Annotated in this window: 15 protein-coding genes and 1 pseudogene; 11 read left to right on the top strand and 5 right to left on the bottom strand. The window is 44.9% G+C overall.

Annotation, left to right across the window (positions count from 1 at the left end; translation table 11 throughout):
• The 3 genes from H540_RS32075 to H540_RS0111170 all read left to right on the top strand — a co-directional run.
• Positions 1–297 (top strand): zinc ribbon domain-containing protein (locus tag H540_RS32075; protein WP_155891008.1); only part of this gene is annotated, 297 nt, incomplete at its 5' end.
• Between the two features lie 605 nt (positions 298–902).
• On the top strand, positions 903–1,478 hold the full coding sequence (locus H540_RS31410; protein ID WP_051317077.1) for a DUF6241 domain-containing protein: 576 nt from the start codon (positions 903–905) through the stop codon (positions 1,476–1,478).
• A gap of 54 nt (positions 1,479–1,532) precedes the next feature.
• A complete protein-coding gene (locus H540_RS0111170) occupies positions 1,533–2,120 on the top strand; it encodes a hypothetical protein (protein ID WP_028400721.1) in 588 nt (195 codons plus the stop codon).
• A 6-nt stretch (positions 2,121–2,126) separates the two neighbouring features.
• Here H540_RS0111170 and H540_RS29540 read toward each other — a convergent pair whose 3' ends face one another.
• Positions 2,127–2,306 carry a DUF3930 family protein gene (locus H540_RS29540; protein WP_034670835.1) on the bottom strand — a complete coding sequence of 60 codons (180 nt, stop codon included), beginning with the start codon at positions 2,304–2,306 and terminating at the stop codon, positions 2,127–2,129.
• Positions 2,307–2,462: 156 nt separating this feature from the next.
• Between H540_RS29540 and H540_RS0111160 the strand changes: the two genes are divergently transcribed.
• The 5 genes from H540_RS0111160 (at position 2,463) to H540_RS0111145 (ending at position 5,197) form a co-directional block, all read left to right on the top strand.
• A complete protein-coding gene (locus H540_RS0111160) occupies positions 2,463–2,642 on the top strand; it encodes a YozD family protein (RefSeq protein ID WP_028400720.1) in 180 nt (59 codons plus the stop codon).
• A 120-nt stretch (positions 2,643–2,762) separates the two neighbouring features.
• Positions 2,763–2,948, top strand: a complete 186-nt coding sequence (locus H540_RS32070) for a hypothetical protein (RefSeq protein WP_081415104.1) — start codon at positions 2,763–2,765, stop codon at positions 2,946–2,948.
• 5 nt (positions 2,949–2,953) lie between these two features.
• Positions 2,954–3,766, top strand: coding sequence for a serine/threonine protein kinase (locus H540_RS0111155; protein ID WP_425388104.1), 813 nt, complete (start codon positions 2,954–2,956; stop codon positions 3,764–3,766).
• Positions 3,748–4,512: a sporulation protein gene (locus H540_RS0111150; protein WP_028400718.1), complete on the top strand. Its 765-nt coding sequence runs from the start codon at positions 3,748–3,750 to the stop codon at positions 4,510–4,512. Before H540_RS0111155 ends, H540_RS0111150 begins: the two co-directional genes overlap by 19 nt.
• Positions 4,513–4,579: 67 nt before the next feature.
• Positions 4,580–5,197 (top strand): phosphatase PAP2 family protein, encoded by a 618-nt coding sequence (locus H540_RS0111145; RefSeq protein ID WP_028400717.1) that lies wholly within the window; start codon positions 4,580–4,582, stop codon positions 5,195–5,197.
• A gap of 42 nt (positions 5,198–5,239) precedes the next feature.
• On the opposite strand, the gene H540_RS0111140 is transcribed toward H540_RS0111145, so the two are convergent.
• The 3 genes and pseudogenes from H540_RS0111140 to H540_RS35380 form a co-directional block, all read right to left on the bottom strand.
• The gene (locus H540_RS0111140) at positions 5,240–6,124 is read right to left on the bottom strand and encodes a cation diffusion facilitator family transporter (protein ID WP_028400716.1); all 885 of its coding nucleotides are present in this window, start codon (positions 6,122–6,124) and stop codon (positions 5,240–5,242) included.
• A 159-nt stretch (positions 6,125–6,283) separates the two neighbouring features.
• Entirely contained in the window at positions 6,284–6,598 is a 315-nt protein-coding gene (locus H540_RS0111135) for a thioredoxin family protein (protein ID WP_028400715.1), read from the bottom strand.
• Between the two features lie 109 nt (positions 6,599–6,707).
• A pseudogene (locus tag H540_RS35380) lies at positions 6,708–7,028 on the bottom strand (tyrosine-type recombinase/integrase).
• A gap of 225 nt (positions 7,029–7,253) precedes the next feature.
• Here H540_RS35380 and H540_RS0111130 point away from each other — a divergent pair.
• Complete coding sequence (locus H540_RS0111130) at positions 7,254–15,338, top strand: GH36-type glycosyl hydrolase domain-containing protein (RefSeq protein ID WP_028400714.1); 8,085 nt, start codon at positions 7,254–7,256, stop codon at positions 15,336–15,338.
• Between the two features lie 158 nt (positions 15,339–15,496).
• On the opposite strand, the gene H540_RS0111125 is transcribed toward H540_RS0111130, so the two are convergent.
• On the bottom strand, positions 15,497–16,591 hold the full coding sequence (locus H540_RS0111125) for a GerAB/ArcD/ProY family transporter (protein WP_028400713.1): 1,095 nt from the start codon (positions 16,589–16,591) through the stop codon (positions 15,497–15,499).
• Positions 16,592–17,160: 569 nt separating this feature from the next.
• Here H540_RS0111125 and fbpA point away from each other — a divergent pair.
• Together fbpA and H540_RS0111115 are read left to right on the top strand one after the other, a co-directional pair.
• Positions 17,161–17,292, top strand: a complete 132-nt coding sequence (gene fbpA / locus H540_RS32060; protein WP_245592225.1) for a Fur-regulated basic protein FbpA — start codon at positions 17,161–17,163, stop codon at positions 17,290–17,292.
• Positions 17,293–17,942: 650 nt separating this feature from the next.
• Entirely contained in the window at positions 17,943–18,689 is a 747-nt protein-coding gene (locus H540_RS0111115) for a thioesterase II family protein (RefSeq protein WP_028400712.1), read from the top strand.
• The last annotated feature ends 5 nt before the right edge of the window (positions 18,690–18,694 follow it).

Here is an 18,694-nt window from a genome sequence, read left to right as displayed (position 1 = left end):
AAACACGTCAACCAAAAGCTGTCAAATTGGTCATTTGGCACACTCCGCGCGTATTTGGCGTATAAACTGCACGCAAAAGGCATTCTCTTGTTTCTCGTAGACGAAGCATACACTTCTCAAACATGTCCATGTTGCCAAAGACGAAAGAAAGTGCGGACACGCAACTACGTTTGTGCGTGCGGCTACGAAGAACACCGGGACATTCACGGTGCCCGCAACATTTTGGCAAAAGAACTGTACGGAAAGATGTGTCATATCCCGGAAGAAACAAAGAGAAAGTATCTACGGATTGCGTAAGCAAAAAGTAGTAGACGGTGTGTTCCCACCCTTCTGCATGTGCAGAAGTTGCTTAGTCAGACAGAGGAAGGAGCCCCTGCATAGGTGCAGAGAGGAGATGGCAAATCCGCTTCTCATGGGACCTTGTCTTTGTTGGTGCTAAGAAACCCCCACTTCTAGGAGCGGAAGCGAGTAAGTGGGAGAGGTTCATAGTCTGTTTGGTTTTTGAAGAAGCACCATTTTCATAATAAAACCTCATTTTGAATAATCACGGTGAACCATACCATAAGTAAAATTAATGCTACGGCAGGTTCAGTAATGTCTCGGTAGACAAATTGGAATATACATGCTGAATAGTAATGAAGGCGCCTTGCTGAGGAGCAAGGCCTTTTTTCGTAGCAGACGGTACAGACAAAGTGTTGGAAATCCCACTATTTATGGATACGCCATTCGGCCGGTTATCAGGGGGAAATCGGGATAAATTGAATTTTTCAAATACTCTTGTGTGCATAGGTTCCTGGATATGTTACTATATTGGTAAAAAGATATAAATGCAATACTAAGTTAGAGATCATTAAAATGACAAAACTAGAAATTAATTATTTCATTGATAAGGGGAGCTAATAATGTTTAGAGCAACAAAAAAATTCGCAATTTGGACTTCGCTTTCTATAGGAGTTTTGGCAGCGGGTGGATACGGTGTTAATTCATATATTAGTAATTGGGAGAAGGGACAAGGGATCAAGCAAGTTAAAGAAGTTGCAGCAGATCAAACAGAAGAGAAGAAGATGGAAGTAAAGTCAGCTCCAACCCCAACTCCTCAACCTGAACTTCAACCTCAGCCAGTACAAGCTCCTGCACCAGAACCGCAACCTCAGAAGGCAACAGATGCAGATATACAAAGTCGTATGCATGAAATGACTCATCAAAAAGTTATAGCGGATCAACGCTGGGGATACATTCCGATGACTCCAGAAAACATTGATACTACAATCAAATTAGTTGAGTATAGTAAAGATTCTCTTGAGCACTATGATTTTTATATGGTAGCTTTAAACAAATGGAAAGCTGGAGATTTTTCTAACTGTGTTACTGTCCATAATCAGTTATGGAAATGGCAAGGTGGAGAACTGGGTAAAGCGACTAGACTTGCAACAGCTCAAGAAGAACAGGCTTATATAAATCAACAAACTAATAGATAGATAAATGGATGAACATGTCTTTTTCTAGAATTATGAAAGAATAAAAATAGAAAGATTACAAATGTAAAAATCTTGGACGGTGTTTATGTATATGAAGTAAATAATCACGACGGGCTCTATGTGGAAAACACATTGCAGCTAATAACAGATTATGAGGGACGACACTTGGAAAAAGAATGGATTGAACTAAACTACAAATTTACGTTTGGCGACCTTGTGCAAGTGACAGGGTACGAGAAGGATGTGTTTCGGGTAGTCGGGTATCGTACGGAAGTGTGGCGCTATAAAAATGACGCATGGGAAGATACCATTTATGAATTATCCCGCATTACAGACGGAGAGTGGTTAGAAGCGGATGAGGCAGATTTGTCGCTGCTTGCCAACGCGCAAACGGCGAATACGATTTTAAAGAAGCTGAAGAACGACAAAACAGGAATTAATAAGCTCGATTTAGAAAAATTGAAATCAGTCAACAACTCCAAGCGTGTCGGTGTAAAAACGAATCGTCAGGAAATTATTGATGGTTTGCTGGATATTTATAACGACTATAAAGAGCTATATCATACGTTTCAAGATGAAGAGTATCAGATTGTGATGAATCTTGTGCTGAATTACTTAACGAAGCTATCAGAGAAAAAATGAACGTGCCTACAGCGAAATCAAAAGCTGATACAGCATGTACATTGTATAAGGTATGCCCACAATTGTTAAAAAGATAAGCAATCCCTTTATTACTGCAGCTGTTATTCTGTCAAATTGCTCGCTTGCGCAAAATGTGAAAAGCGACTTTTCTTCTGTTTCCCATACTGCCTTTTCTCTTTCTTTCATTCTCTATTCCTCCTTGTGATAGCTTGTACTACATGGGTATGCAGCAAGATTTGTTTGTAGACCAGTTACATATGGCGGCACGAGAAAATTTTGTTTTTGATAAGGACTCATAATTTTCATTTTTCCTCATAAAACAGAAATAAAGGGGTGATGAGTGTGAAAGAAATCGAAGTGGTCATTGACACGGAAGAGATTGCAGAATTCTTTTACAATCAATTAATCCAAAGAGGGTATGTGCCGGAGCCCGAAGAAATGGAAGAACTCGCAGATATCGCATTCGACTATCTAGTGGAAAAATGCATGATCGACGAAATTTTTGAAGAAGAAGAGGAATAACAGAGGAAGTAACGACGGGAGCCGACTCGTCGTTTTTCATTTCCTGTCACAAAATTGTAATAATTTCATAATACCATTCATTGGTATAATAGTAGGAAATCCTTCAAAAGAGGTGAAAGAATGTTTAAGAAACTATTAAAATCTTTATTTGGACATAACCACAAACGTTATTCAAGCAGCGATTATCGCAGGCACAGCTACAAGCGATACTCCAGCAGCGACCGTCATGGACATCATCATTCTCATCACTATGGTCACGGCCATTATAAGAAGAAGCACAAAAGCCACAGCTTTTTTAGCAGCTGATGAACGTGCTGGAGCACGTCATTGCCCTGTTCGACAGACCGCTTCGAGCCGGAACTATATTGCACAATTATCGGATTGAAAGCATATTGGGGATGGGGAGTTACGGATTTACATATTTGGTAACTGACCTGTCCTCAACGCATCAAAAGGTTGTGAAGCAGCTTCGAAAAAGCAAGCAGCGGCTGCAGGCAGGGCGTAAATCTTTTGCGTACGAAAAGCAAATTATGCAAAAGCTTCGTCATTCTTCCATTCCTAAGCTTTTGGATGTGTTTGAATGGAAGAGACAGCCGTTCTATGTGATGGAATACATACGAGGAAAGACATTTGAAGAGCTTATCTTTGAAGACCAAAAAACGTATACAGAACAAGAAGCGTTTACAATTGTTCTTGAAATCTTGCAAGTCGTTTCGTATCTTCATGAGCAAGGAATCGTTCATAGAGATTTGCGCATCCCTAATATTTTGATAGAGAATCAAACGATTTATGTTATTGATTTTGGACTGGCACGCTATATAGGAGAACGTGATGAGCGCGAGGACACGTTTCTGGGCGAGAAGAAATATATGAGAGAGATTCATTATCGCAGTGATTTTTATGCGCTGGGACATTTCCTCTTATTCTTGCTGTACTCTGCCTATGCCCCAACAACAAAGGAAGAACGCCCTTGGTATGAGGAATTAACATTAACTCCTCAAGGCTGCCATATTCTAAAACGCATGCTGCAAATTGATAATCCTTATCAAAATGCAAAGGAGCTTTGCGAGGATATTCAATTTCTCTTAAAGGAGTGGGGAAAGTTATGTTCAAAAAGTTTTTAGCAAGTGTAGGCATCGGTTCGGCCAAGGTAGATACTGTTTTGCAACAAGAGCAATATTATGCAGGTGAGGAAGTAAAAGGAACCGTGCGTATTACAGGCGGCAACACCCAGCAGAACATTGACAGCATTTACTTGACCCTTTCCGCTTCTTATGTTCGCGAAGTGGATGATAAGAAAGTGTCCGCAACATACGCTTTGGATAAATTTCGCCTGACGGATCCGATTACGATCGGACCGGGGGCGACAACAGAAGTTCCGTTTTCTTTCGTGCTTCCTATCGAAACACCTGTGACGTTCGGATTGAAAAAAGTATGGATTCATACAGGTCTTGATATTAAAAACAGCGTGGACCCAGGAGATACAGATTATATCGAAGTATTGCCGAGCCCATTGCTGAGCGATGTTTTGGAGGCAGTGCAAAGCCTAGGCTTCCGCCTTCGCCAAGCTGAATGCGAAGAGCTGCCGTACCGCTTGCGTAAGCGTGTGCCGTTTGCCCAAGAATTCGAATTCATCCCGGTATCCGGTCCGTTTTACCGCAAACTCGATGAACTGGAGCTGCTTGTATTTCCGCAGTCTGCAAGAGAGCTCTCCATCATGATGGAAATCGACAGAAAAGCGAAAGGCTTGGCGGGTTTGTTCTCCGAAGCTCTCGATATGGATGAAACGCGTGTGCACTTTACTGTTACGCCTGCAGATCTAACGGCGCTGCCAAGACAGCTGGAGCAGGTCATTTCAAAATATTGCTGAATCATGCATAAAATACAGAATGGAGAGGGAAACTATAACCCCCTCCATTCTATGTTTAGAGGTGCATATGAAACAAAATATCGTGTATTATATATGTGTTTGTTTCCTTTTGTTTTTCGTGTTATCAGTTTCCTATACATCCGATTTCATCAATGCATTTGACACCGCAGTAAGTGAATTCGTCCAAAGTTTCCGTAATGAAACGCTGACGAAATGGTTTAGCTTTATATCATATGTAGGATCAATCGATGTATATTTCCCGTTCGTTTGTATATTGGCATCGTATTTTCTGATTCGAAAGAGATTTTTAGCCAGTTTATTAGTTGTTGTAAGTCTGTACGGTTCTCGTTATCTTAATGATGCTTTAAAGCTGTGGTATGAACGACCGCGTCCTGATATTAATACGCTTGTCACAGCGACTGGCTATAGCTTCCCAAGCGGTCATGCGATGAGCGCTGCGGCATTTTTGGGCTTCGTCGCCTATTTAGCAATTACAGAGCACCGCCTGCTGCTGTGGCAAAAAATCGGTCTCATTGTATTCGCCACCCTTTTAATCTTCTCTATTGCTATCAGCCGTGTCTATTTAGGCGTTCATTACCCGTCTGATATATTAGCAGGCTGTGCGGCAGGAGGAGGGTGGATGCTGCTGTGCGTATTGTTCCACCAGCGCTTCCGTTCCATTTGAAAACCCCGGCGAAATGCCGGGGTTTTGTGTTTGCTGTTTGCTTCATTTCAGAACGAAAAAGGGCGATTCACTCGGTTCTATGTGAATGTGAGAGTTCGTCACGCCATGCTCCTCCAGCATTTTATCTTCTACCTCATCAGCGATGCGATGGCTTTCCAGTACATCCAGCTGTCCATCCACTGTAATGGTAATGTCTACGTATGCTTCATTTCCGTACATGCGGGCCCTCATATCCACGACTTCATTCACACCGTCGACAGATTGAACTGTTTTTATAAACTGATCCATTTTTTCAGGGTTGATTCCGTCCGTCAGCATATGGGAAGCTTCTGAAAAAATATCCCATGCTGTTTTACAAATCACGCCTCCTACAATAATGGCAGCGATAGGATCAATAATCGGCATGCCAAATTGAGAAGCAACAACGCCGGTGAATGTTCCAACGCCTACAAGTGCGTCCGATAAGTTATCCTTTGCAGCAGCCTCAAGCGCTTTGCTTCTTGTTTGTTTCGCCAAGTTTCTAGTGTAGAAATACACGCCGTACATGATGACTGCACAAAACAATGCGACCCATGCCGCAAGCATTCCGGGTGCTCCTGCTCGTTCTTGAAAGAATGACTGGCCTGCCTGCAAAATAACTTCAATTCCCACGCTCATCATAATAAAGGATGCCACAAGAGAAGCGATTTGCTCTGCACGGGAATGACCGTACGGATGATCTGAATCACGCGGCTTTTGGGAAATCTTTAAACCGATATAAACGGCAAGCGAGGCTCCTATATCTGTGAGGTTGTTCAAACCGTCTGCGCGAAGCGCGCTTGAAGCCGCAGCAAAGCTGACACCGATTTTCACCGCAGATAAAAATATGTACGCTACAATGCTGATTAGCGCGCCGCGGTCCGCCTGTTTATGAGAAAATGTTTCCATTGTATCACTCCACTCTCCAAAGCTTTCCTGTATTAGCGTACCAAACGAACCTCGAGTGGGTCTATACAAACATTTTTGTCTATATATAGCTTTTTAAACATGGGCTAAGATTGTTGAGCGCATACAAAAAAGCCTCTTACAAAAAGAGGCTTTTGGGAATTAATATGCTTGCAGAAATTCTGTAACTTGTTCTTCTGTTTTTGCGTTCGCACTATGTAAATGGCCGAGCTTTTCGCCGTTTTGGAAGATTAATAAGCTCGGGATCCCCATCACTTGATACTCTTCCGCGAGTTCAGGGAACTCATCCTTGTTGATATCGTACCATTCGAACTTATTGTATTCCTCCATCACATCGCTAATGAAGTTATCCATGCGTACACAGTCTGGGCACCATGTTGTGTAGAACTTAACTACGACCGGTTTTTCACCGGCGATAATTTCGCGAAATTGCTCGTCAGTACTGATTGGAATCATGTTTCTCTCTCCTTTTTTATATATGATACTTTTGCAAATATTTTAGCGGAAAATAGGTAATTGCAAACATTCGTATAACTTATGTTTCTTTGAATAATTCGTTCGCAAATCAATCTACCGCTTCTTGTTGAAGTCCTGGCGTGACATACGGATATGTATCTAATGTAATACCTACTCTTGCATGCCTTAAACGCTCACTCACAATCCTTGGATGAATCCCTTATTCCAACATAAAAGTAGCGTGAGTGTGGCGCAAATCATGAAATCGTATATCAGGAACCTCACTTTTCTTTATAAGCTTTTTAAAGAGCTGTGTCAAACTTCTGAAATGACACGGCTTTCCGTTTTCGGTAGGGCAGACTAAATCGTAATCATGATAAGCGCCTCTGTACTGTTCTTTTTCAGGTTCTATTCGTTTCGATGTTCTAATAAAGAAGAGGAGATGATATATGAGCCTTCCTATAATCCTGTAATTAATTTAGTAGCTTCACGTAACCGTTCGCCAAATAGCATATTTGGTGCAATAAACTTGCAGAGGCACAATGAGTACCTAAATAACAGCAAATTAAATAGTTGCCCTTTTGCATAAAACGGCGTTATTTAGGGAATATTTTCCTTTGGGATATTTTCCTTTAATGATACCTAGGAGGCCTTTATGATTCTCAACAATGACCAACTAAGAGCTAGGGGGCACGAGTTTGCCCTGACCCATGAATTATGTGCAACCAACCGCCTGACTGCTCGATTTTGGCCGGCATTTCGGTCAGATATGGCCAGTCTGCATGAGTTTGCCGAGCGGTTAAGCAACAGCAGAGTATACTGTAAGCAGCCTGCGGAAGATTGGCTGCTTGATCACATAAACTTCCTGGAGACACAAGCACAAGTTGTCATTCGGAAACTGCCCCGAGCAACGCTGCAACAGTTGCCGAGATTGCAGTCTACTGGGATGCCGCGAATATATGCTCTTTGCAACGATTATCTGGAGCATGTGGATGGACGCTACGACGTACACTCATTTGAAAACTACATACAATCCTATCAAGAAGTCTCTGTCCTCAAGGTTTTAGAATGTTGGGCGCTGCCGAGCGCCATGCGCGTCATCATTATCCGTCGGCTAGCGGCAGCGATGCGCGAGGTACGACATCGACACGAGATGTGCAATTCCATTGCGTCCTTGCTTGAGCGCATAGGCGCAAAGAATATGTCAGACGCTAAAATACGTGCGGTATTGGAGCGCGAGGCACGTAAAAAGCCGTTGGGCCCAATCGAGATCGTACATTTCGTCCGACACTTGAGTGAATGGGAACCAGATATTCGAATCGTCCGCGACTGGCTTGCGGCCTATGTGGAGAACAGTGAATCCAGCCTTGAGCAGATAGTCTCGCTTGAGCATCAGCTTCAGGCGGAACTGCAGGTGACTTGCGGGAACTTAGTGCAAAGCTTACACATTTTAGAGCGTCTGCCATGGCGATTGACGTTCACAAAAATTTCTCATGTAGAACAAATTCTCCTGTCTGACACAAATAGTGAATATGAGGATCTGGATTTAGCAAGCCGCGACTTACTTCGCGGCCGCGTTGCCGAAATTGCGCATCAACTGAATGTTCCGGAAACGTTAGTTGCCAAAACCATCATACAGCTCGCCAAATCTCGACAAGAAGACTCAAACCAAGCAGATTTGCTGCCTCGAGATGCGTGCCTCGCGTATTATTTGCTCGATCCGCACGGAATCACGGCCATGCGCACAGCACTCTGCACGGTGGCGCGCCCACGTCGCCTACCGCACCTTGCCATTCGACGGCAACCTTTATCCATGTATTTGTCGAGCTCAATTCTACTATTAGTTGGTTTGATGCTGCTCGCTGGGGGATGGATATCATATGGGACAGCAGTTCGGCCTATATCTTGGCTTGCAATCCTAGCAGCCCTTGTTTTGCCTGTCAGTGAATGGGTTGTAACTATCGTGCATAAAGTCATTTGTCGATGCTGCCGCCCTACTACACTTCTGCGTTACGATTTTTCCGACAAGCTGCCTGAAGATGCTAGTACGATGGTCGTCATGCCGATCATTTGGTCGAGCGTTGAAGAAGTGGATGACGTAATCAATCGACTCTTAGTTCACTACCTGGCAAATCGTCAGCAGAACATCTATTTCGGCGTATTGGCAGACTTTTCAGATGCATCGACCGAGACGCAGTCAGACGATAGGAAGATTGTCACGCATGCAGTCGAACGAATTGATGCTTTGCGCAAGCAGTACGGGGCTGATAAATTTTTTCTATTTCACAGATCTCGTCTTTACAATTCAGTTGACAACATTTATATGGGCTGGGAACGCAAGCGCGGCAAACTAGTCGAGTTTGTCGAGCTTTTGTCGGGCAGTGACTATACCGGTTTTACAACGATACATGGGCAAGCAGATATCCTGCAGAACATTCGTTATGTATTTACGGCTGATCATGATACACAACTCCCGATTGGCATCGTGAGCCGCTTGGCGGGTACCATTCATTTTCCGTACAACCGACCGCGGCTCAATGACGCAGGGACACGCGTGATAGAAGGGTTTGGTGTACTGCAGCCACGTATTGGCGTGAATTTTGAGTCGACGCAAAAATCCCGTTTCGCTGCCCTGTGGGCAGGGGAGCCTGGTATCGACCCATACGCTTTTGCTGTCTCGAATGCTTATCAAGATCTGTTTGGGCACGCCGTCTTTGTTGGCAAAGGCATTTTTGACGTTGAGGCATTTCGGAAGACCTTGGTGAGCCGTATTCCGGATCATCATGTACTGAGTCATGATTTACTCGAAGGGGGATTTCTGCGCACTGGGTTGACATCCGACATCGAAGTAGTCGAGTCGTACCCAAGCACATTTTATGCGTACGAGCGACGTGCTCACCGATGGATTCGCGGGGACTGGCAGCTTATCAAATGGTTGGGCACGAGCTGCAAAGACCGTCATGGCGAGAGCCAACGAGTTGATTTGTGCGGGCTGACCCGTTGGCAAATAATTGATAATTTGCGCCGGAGCCTACTTGCGCCAGCCCTCTTATTGGTTGCGATACTCGGATTGCACGTGCTGCCTGGTCGAGGATGGGTGTGGGAAACAATTGTACTGCTAACGATTTTTCTTCCGTTTCTGCGTGCTATCGCACAAGGAGTGGTTGGCCGTGGGAGCAATCGTACCATTGCTGTGAGTTTCATGCAGAGTGCTGTTCAACTGATGATGCTGCCGTTTGCGGCTGTTCTTGCGTTAGACGCCATTCTGCGCACGCTCTACCGCCTGTTTGTAAGCCGGCGCAAGTTACTTGAGTGGGTCACATCTGCAATGACGGATCGCAGTTCCGTAAAAGGACGCGTGTTTATGTACGAGCCAGCCGGCTACATCGTGATTGCCCTATTTGTCGTACTAGCTTGGCTTTCCGGTGGGATTTTGGATCGCGGTATTGGTGTTGCAGCTCTGGTGATTTGGCTTCTGGCCCGACCTGTCATGCAGCAATTGAACCGTCCGCGAAGAACAGATACTCGTACGTGGTTGAATGCTGCTCGTCCGGAACTCAGGGAATTAGCGCTACAAATCTGGTCGTTTTATGAGCGATACGTCACAGAGACCGAATCGTGGCTGCCGCCCGATAATGTACAGTATCATCCAAAGGAGATCGTTGCACATCGCACGTCGCCGACCAATATTGGGCTATACTTATCTTGTGTCGTTGCTGCACGCGACCTTGATTTCATCGACACGCTTACGATGACCAAACGCATCGAAGCATCGATGAAAACACTCGCAAGCATGGAAAAATGGAATGGGCATCTGCTGAACTGGTACGATACATGTTCAGCTAAGCCTCTTTTTCCTCGATACGTTTCCACGGTTGATTCTGGAAACTTTGTTGCGTACCTGATGGTCGTGCGGCAGGGACTACTTGAATGGAGTCAGCGAGATGTAGATTTCCGATCTCGTATTGAGAACATCATAGAAGAAATCGACCAGCTCATTGAACAGACCAATTTCAAGTCGCTGTACAACTCGGATGAGCGCCTGTTCTGTCTGGGCTACCACGTCGACACAAACCAAAAAGATACCATTCTTTATGATTTGCTGGCTTCGGAAGCTAGACAAGCAAGCTTTGTTGCAATTGCTCTAGGCCAAATTCCGGCTTCTCACTGGTTTACACTGGGACGTACAATGACAATTTTTGATAAATGCAAGACGCTGTTATCTTGGTCTGGCACGATGTTTGAGTATTTGATGCCGAGTCTTATTATGCGGACGTATCGAAACACGATCTGGGAATCCACTTATCGAGGCGCCGTTCACCGGCAGCGGATGTATGCGGATAAACACCAACTGCCATTTGGAATTTCAGAAAGCGGTTATTATGCATTCGACTATCAATTGAACTATCAATATCGGGCTTTTGGTGTCCCCGGACTTGGACTTGAACGTGGTCTGGAACGGAATTTGGTCGTTGCACCGTATGCCACCATCATGGCTCTGCCGTATGCGGGTGATGCTGGACTCGTAGCGCTGCGCAAATTTGAAGACTATGGCGCGAAAGGCGAGTACGGTTTTTATGAAGCTGTTGATTTTACAACAGTACGCCTGCCGCAAGGTAAACATTACCAGGTCGTGCAGAGTTTTATGGCTCACCATCAAGGCATGAGTATGCTAACTCTTGTTAATTTGTTGGCGGATGAAATCATGGTGAAGCGATTCCATACCGATCCACGCGTATGCGCAACAGATTTACTTCTACAGGAACGGGTACCAGTAAAAGCGGCGCTGATTGAAGAACCGATTGGGCTTCATGCGAAGGTGCCGGAATTTGATAGCCAGTCGGACGATACGGAACGGACGTTTGCTGAACCGACAGCCGTTCCGGAAGTTAACGTGTTGTCAAACGGTCGCATGACCAGTGTGAACACGAACGATGGAACTGGTATGCTCACATGGAACGGACTTGCAGTCACAAGGTGGCGAGAAGACCCGGTCGCAGATACGTCGGGCGCAATTGTTTACATTCACGACGTCACTTCGGAAAAGACATGGAGCACGACCAGGTTCCCTTGTGAGACGGCTTGGGACACGAGAGCTCTGTTTCGTCTCGATAAAACAGCCTATGAGGGGACTTATGATGACATTTCATCCAAGCTTGAATTGACCATTTCTTCGGATGTTGACGCCGAGGTGCGGCGCCTTCAAGTGGTTAACAACAGCAGCGAAGATCGTACGCTGGAAGTGACGTCGTTCCTGGAGTTGGCATTGGCAAGCCAATCCGCAGACAGTGCACATCCAGCTTTCAGCAAGTTATTCATAGAAACGAGCCATGACGCAAAGGCACAATGTTTGTTGGCGAAGCGGCGTCCGCGCGAGGATGATGAGCAGGAGACATGGGCAGTTCACACCGTCTATGTCGATGGGCGTGAGACAGGTGATTACGAATTCGAGACAGATCGGGCTGAATTTATTGGCCGTGGTTATTCACTCCAAACGCCAAAGGCAATATACGCACGCCTACGTGGGTCGGTTGGTTCCGTTGTGGATCCGGCGTTTATTATGCGTCGTTGTATTCAATTGGCACCGCAGGAGTCCGCCACGGTGTATATCGTGACAGGGGTCGCAGAAAGCCGCGAGCAGGCGCTTGACATTGTACATCGCCTGCGTGAGCCAAAGCAAGCGGATCGAACCTTCCATTTAGCATGGGTACGCACGCAAATCGATCTTCGACATCTGCACCTTACGCCGATGCAAGCCTCGGAAGCAAATCTTTTGGCGGGACGCCTCCTTTTTACTCCGCCGCTCACGCACGTGCGACGGGAAGCGATCTCACACAATGCTTTAGGTCAGTCTGCCTTATGGTCGCATGGAATTAGCGGTGACGCGCCGATTGTTGTGGTTTCCGTTAACAACCTGGCCGATTTACCGTTCGTCATTCTGTTAGCGTGCCAGCACCAGTACTTATGTACGCTTGGGTTGGCAGTCGACCTTGTGGTACTCGATGAGACCGTCGGCGGCTACCAGGACCAGTTCATGAATCGTTTGCGCGAGAACCTCGCTGCGCGCGGGATTGGACAGATGAAGCGAATTGTGGGATTGAAGGCGTCTCAATTGCCAGAGAATGAACGAACCCTCCTCATAGCGGTTGCGCGTGTCTTACTGCGGGCAGGAGGGCCAAGCTTGCGTGCACAATTGCGAGCCGTCGAAGGCAAATTACAGCCATTGCAGCGGCGGCCAGTGCCAACCCGAGAAATGCATCGGAATCAAAAACCGTCCAGTATTCCCGCAGAAGGTGAATTTTTCAATGGTTGGGGCAGTTTCATCGAGGGCGGTCGGGCGTATCAAGTTCACGTACAAAGCGGATCGTACTTACCGAAGCCGTGGAGCAATGTACTCGCTAATCCAAGATTCGGTTGCATACTTACAGAATTGGGAACAGGTTATAGTTGGTGGCGCAACTCACGGGAGTGTAAGCTCACGCCCTGGACGAACGATCCAGTTCTTGACCAACCTGGGGAGTGCCTCTACTTGCGCGACCTCGACACTAATCAAGTCTGGTCGGCTGCCCCCAAACCCGCAGGTGGCGAGCGAACGTACAAGGTCACACATGGATGGGGATATAGTCGGATTGAACAACTGGATGGAGACGTGGTGCACACGATGGAGACAACAGTTCCATTAAAAGATCCGCTGAAACTCATCCGGCTTCAACTATGCAATACTAGCGAAGCTATAAAGAGGATTTCCATTACGTATTATGCTGAGTGGGTTCTTGGAGTTATGCGAGAAGCGCAGGCACCCTTCATCATTACCGAATGGGATAAGGAGCATAGCACGTTGCTTGCCCGCAACACGTACCAAGAGACATTTCGTGATGCGGTCGGCTTTATGCACATCGCACTGCCGCATATGACGAAAACACCGTTTCAACCGTATTCTTGGACCGGAGATCGTACAGAGTTTATCGGTCGTGGTGGTACACTAGAGTGTCCGGCAGCACTTTTAGAAGAAAAACTGTCTATGCAAACAGGCACATTTTCTAATTCATGCGGGGCGGTTCAAACTGTTGTCGAACTTCCTGCAAAAAGTGAGATAACGGTCACCATTTTGCTTGGCTGTGCTGCGTCGAAGCAGGAGGTACACTCGCTTGTTCGACAGTATGGTCAACCTTCTGCCTACGAAGATGCACTTGCAAGCGTGACACAGTATTGGCAGCGCGTCCTTGGACAGGTGCAGGTGAAGACACCGGACCGTGCGATGGATTTGATGCTGAACGGCTGGCTCTTGTATCAAGCGCTGGCTTGTCGATTGTGGGCCCGAACCGCGTTTTATCAGGCTGGCGGTGCATTTGGATTTCGTGATCAATTGCAGGACTCGCTTGCGTTCTTACATGTGGACCCGTCTATTATCAGAAAGCAAATACTAATTAACGCTGCCCATCAGTATCAGGAGGGCGATGTCCAACATTGGTGGCACGAAGAAACACACAAAGGAATACGCACACGTTTTTCAGATGATCTACTGTGGCTTCCGTATGCCGTATCACGCTATCTAGAACAGACAGGCAATCTCGATATTCTTAAAGAGGACGTGCCATTCTTGTACAGTGATGTGCTGAAAGAGGGAGAATTGGAGCGGTATGAAGATACAGTCGTGTCTGACGAGACGGGGTCGCTGTTGGAGCATTGCCTGCGAGCCATTCGCCATGCTCTGAAGTTCGGCGAACACGGCATTCCGCTTATGGGCATTGGCGACTGGAATGACGGGATGAGTCGTATCGGCGCAAAGGGACATGGTGAGAGCGTCTGGTTAGGCTGGTTCTTGTTAGACATTCTGAAGCGGTTTACGAGACTTGAGGATGGTATCATTCCTCCCGATGTGGTCGAACAGTTTGAACAGGTCGCGCGCGAATTGGAGCAGCACCTGAACGATTATGCTTGGGACGGCGGTTGGTTTCGCCGCGCGTACACCGACGCTGGAACATGGATTGGGTCGATTGAGCACAAGGAGTGTCGAATTGATGCCATCGCACAGTCGTGGGCGGTCATCTCGAAGGGGACGTCTGCCGACCGGCAGTCGCGGGCGATGCGTTCGTTTGACCGTGAGCTCGTCGATCGAGATTTGAACCTTGCGCGGTTGTTGACAAAAGCGTTTGATGAGACTCGCCCGAGCCCAGGATATATCCAGGGCTATCCACCCGGAATTCGAGAGAACGGGGCACAGTATACCCACGGTGTCATTTGGGGGATTGTCGCCTGGGCGATGTTAGAGCGGCGTGATAAGGCATTTGAGCTGTTTTCCATGCTCAATCCAATCTCACACACGCGAACTTCCCGTGAAGTCCAGACGTATGCAAATGAACCGTATGTGATGTCGGCTGATGTGTATACGGCAAATCCACATCAAGGTCAAGCTGGCTGGTCATGGTATACAGGAGCTGCTGGTTGGATGTACCAAGCAGGGTTGGAGTATGTATTGGGCGTCAAGCGCCGCGGAGATCAACTATATATTCAACCCTGTGTGCCGCCTGAATGGAAATCGTTCAGTATCGACTACAGATATGGCGAGACAACGTATTCGATTGAGTTTCACTGTGGACAAGATCATGGAGTTCCATTAACATGGATGGTTGACGGTAAGGCAGTTGGAAATCATTCGTACTTGCAACTTGTGGATGACGGTAAAGTGCATCAGGTAGTAGTTCAAGCAAGTTTGCGGTGTTCTGGTACTATGGAGTAATGGAACTGTGTGTCACAGGAGAAAAATAAGGGGGGCCATGTGCGCATAGCCCCGTCAAGTGGACACTAAAAAAGAGTCTTTAAGCTACGGCCTTTTCCCGATATTCTATCGGGGAAAGGCTGTTTAGTTTTTCTTGAAACCGTTCTTGATATTAGTTTTTAACTGACTTTCTTTCGATTTTTTTTTCGTAAGACAGCGATAAGTAGTAAGAATGTTGGGATGACCATTTCGATTGTCATATTATAAAAAGGTACGATTCTCAAAAAATGGACCAATTCCACCAAGCTAGGGATGGACCAAAAACTAAACAGTATCAATAGAAAACCGAGGGGGAATACGACCGGTCGGCAATCAGAAAGATTCAACCATTGGGCTGTACCTAGAACAAGTGCATAATAATATACCGAGATTTTGATAAACGTACCTGACACCCAAATTGCCATCATAACTGACTCCATATGTTCAAAAAAATTAGCGATGCTGATATAACGGACAGCGTTCATCGCAGGATAGAGATATTTAGCAGTATCTCTTCCGAAGACGAAAAATGAGGTCATATTGAGCAAAACTAAAGTGAGCATGATGCCAAATATCGAGATGATTCCCCATTTCATCCCTTTTTCTTGGTCAGTTACGAAGGGAAGTAAAAAAGAGATTAGAATGAAATGGGTGAACCACCCCATTGGGGTGATCGCTCCCATAATGGGAGGGACGATTCCTTTCTCCAAAATAGGAAGAATGTTCTTCGGGTCCATGTCCGGAATAAGTAGAATTAATATTACTCCCCAAAGTAAAATCACAATCGGCACAAAGAGCTGGGAGGCCCTCCCTAATACTTCTAAACCACCGCGTACGGCAAAGGCACAGACGAGAATTATGGTTGAGATAATTACACTAAGCGGGGTTCGGGGAAGAGAAGTACCTATAATGAACTCTCCATACTGCCTAATTATCAGGCCATTCACGTGCAGAAAAAAGAATAAGTAAATAATCCCGAGAATTTTACCTGGAATCCGGCCAATAATGTGTTCGCTATATTGGATAATGGTCTGTTTCGGATACAGTCTGTGTAATTGATAAGCAATATACACGGTAAATAATCCGGTGAGGGAAGCAATTATCGGTGAGATCCACAAATCGTTCTTGGCAAATTTTGCGGTAATCCCTGGGAGTAAGAGATCAGCTGTTCCCACTACTACCGGATACATCATTATTCCCATCTGAAAGGATGAAATTTTTCCTTTTTCCAACATCTTTTACTCCTTATTACTTTTTTATTAGTATATCCATATCATGTAAATATTTAGCCGATTCTAACGATCTCTTATAGGGGTAGGGCTGAATGTTGTTTTTATAACGTGCGTTAATGAGAATAAAATGTAATTACATAAACACGCTCAGATGCTCATATCTAGCTTTTAAGACGTGTTTTTTAAAATTTTTTTAAACTAGGACAACCTTTTACAATTGCTTAGATAGCCCGCCCTGTCAACTCCTTAATACTCCCTACGGTCCGCTTACCGTTCGGGTGAGGGGCGAGTAATCCAAGGTCGTAATATTTTAATAAAATTTTTCAATAAAAAGATAGTCACATATCCTAACATTGTATTTTTAGAACGAAGGAGCGATGTTTCTTTATAAGCTTTTTGAAGAGCTGTGTCAAACTTCTGAAATGAAAAGGTAGTGTTAAAACCGGCATATGAACAAGTTAAGTTACATACAATTACTTTTGTGAGTTTATTTCACTAAGGATAAAAGCTGAAATCATCTTAATTGAATTGGACAATTGGAGAGGATGAGACAAGCTGAACTAGGAGGTACAATGACGAAACAGGATATTTTAATTGAGAAGTTATTAGAGAAGGGGATTTATAAACTAGGAAATAATAAGCAGCTGTATGAACTCTCACTTGAGGAATTACAAGAACTGTTACGAAGGGCAGAAAAACGATGATTAGAAGAAGGGGATGAGCTAGGAGTGACAGGGGAAAATTAGAAACACTCCTAGGTAAATCTGTTAATTTTATTATAACAGTAAAAAGCTGAAAGTGGTGAAATTGCTCGATATTTAGTGATTAGCAAAAGCACGGTGCAAACCATGATTGAGCGAGCTGAACAGAAAATTGAAAGACGGGTTAAGGAAGGTCTCTTCTGTAACTGCGGGTGAAGCTTTTTGCGGTATATGTTGAAAAGAGTCTATGTTTTTTAGAACAGTATTGGATGTTGAGCAGTGAAACTTAAGGCCGATTATTTCGGCCTTAAGTTCTGTTTATGAAGAAAAATAACTGCTATTCAAAATGCAAGAGAGAAAAATAATTCAATTTATCATTTACGAACATTCATGTCAACAATATAGATTAACGTATTTTTGACAGAATATAATAAATATTCACAATTATTTTACCGCTGTTTTACATAACATTGATACGATGAATACAGGGTCAGCTGCAGACAGACCAGAAAATGAAAAAGAGGACAAGCAGCAACCGTCTACTGGCTCTCCCGGAAAACCATTATTCTAAGGAGGAATCTAACTAAGAAAGGGGGCTTGGCTGATTACGGATTTTCGGTTTCATGATCAAGTAAGAGGGGATTTTTAGTAAAATGAGGCCTAATGTGAACACCCATTTTTCTCGACCAAAATCACCATATTCGAAGCGGTTACGTTTATTTTGCTTCCCGTATGCCGGGGGGAGTTCTGCCGTGTTCCGTAATTGGGCAGCACTTTTGCCAGATAGTATTGATGTTTTTCCAGTAGAGATCCCAGGTAGAAGAGGGAAAGACAACGATGTTCAATTTGATTCTCTTGTTAATTGCTTACTTAGGAGGATAGATGACTATTTAGATTTACCATTTGCAATTTTCGGTCACAGTATGGGTGCTTTAATAGGTTTTGAAATAACCCGTACGATGATGGAGCACTATGGGATTGCGCCCTTACATTTAATTGTTTCAGCTCGACAAGCACCGCATGAAATTCAAAAACGCCCTAATCTCCATATGATGCCTGATCGGATACTCGTTAATAAGCTTCATGAACTCGGAGGTACTTCTGAAGATATTCTTGGCAATGAAAGTTTTTTACGAGCCTATTTGCCAATTTTACGTTCAGATCTTAAAGTCATCGAGGAATATCAGTACGAACCCGGTCCGATTTTATCATGTCCCATTTCTGTTATAGGGGGGCGAGATGATGATAGTACGACCTATGAATCCCTGGTTTCTTGGGCTAAACAGACAGATTCAATTTTTACTTTGCGTATTTTCCCAGGCAACCACTTTTTTATCAACACATATCAAGGTCAAGTCTTAAACTATATTTCAAATCTACTAGCTGAGAACCCGTATTAGTTGGG

The organism is Ectobacillus panaciterrae DSM 19096 (genome assembly GCF_000430785.1).
Lineage (GTDB): Bacteria > Bacillota > Bacilli > Bacillales > Bacillaceae_G > Ectobacillus > Ectobacillus panaciterrae.
Note: the sequence above shows the minus strand (reverse complement) of the source record. Positions and strands in the feature narration are given on the sequence as shown.

What these genes read in the sequence shown, in the direction of transcription:
- H540_RS31410 (WP_051317077.1), top strand. Translation starts at nt 903, where the DNA reads ATGTTTAGAGCAACAAAAAAATTCGCAATTTGGACTTCGCTTTCTATA.
- H540_RS29540 (WP_034670835.1), bottom strand. Translation starts at nt 2,306, where the DNA reads ATGAAAGAAAGAGAAAAGGCAGTATGGGAAACAGAAGAAAAGTCGCTT.
- H540_RS32070 (WP_081415104.1), top strand. Translation starts at nt 2,763, where the DNA reads ATGTTTAAGAAACTATTAAAATCTTTATTTGGACATAACCACAAACGT.
- H540_RS0111150 (WP_028400718.1), top strand. Translation starts at nt 3,748, where the DNA reads ATGTTCAAAAAGTTTTTAGCAAGTGTAGGCATCGGTTCGGCCAAGGTA.
- H540_RS0111145 (WP_028400717.1), top strand. Translation starts at nt 4,580, where the DNA reads ATGAAACAAAATATCGTGTATTATATATGTGTTTGTTTCCTTTTGTTT.
- H540_RS0111140 (WP_028400716.1), bottom strand. Translation starts at nt 6,124, where the DNA reads ATGGAAACATTTTCTCATAAACAGGCGGACCGCGGCGCGCTAATCAGC.
- H540_RS0111135 (WP_028400715.1), bottom strand. Translation starts at nt 6,598, where the DNA reads ATGATTCCAATCAGTACTGACGAGCAATTTCGCGAAATTATCGCCGGT.
- H540_RS0111130 (WP_028400714.1), top strand. Translation starts at nt 7,254, where the DNA reads ATGATTCTCAACAATGACCAACTAAGAGCTAGGGGGCACGAGTTTGCC.
- H540_RS0111125 (WP_028400713.1), bottom strand. Translation starts at nt 16,591, where the DNA reads ATGTTGGAAAAAGGAAAAATTTCATCCTTTCAGATGGGAATAATGATG.
- fbpA (WP_245592225.1), top strand. Translation starts at nt 17,161, where the DNA reads ATGACGAAACAGGATATTTTAATTGAGAAGTTATTAGAGAAGGGGATT.
- H540_RS0111115 (WP_028400712.1), top strand. Translation starts at nt 17,943, where the DNA reads ATGAGGCCTAATGTGAACACCCATTTTTCTCGACCAAAATCACCATAT.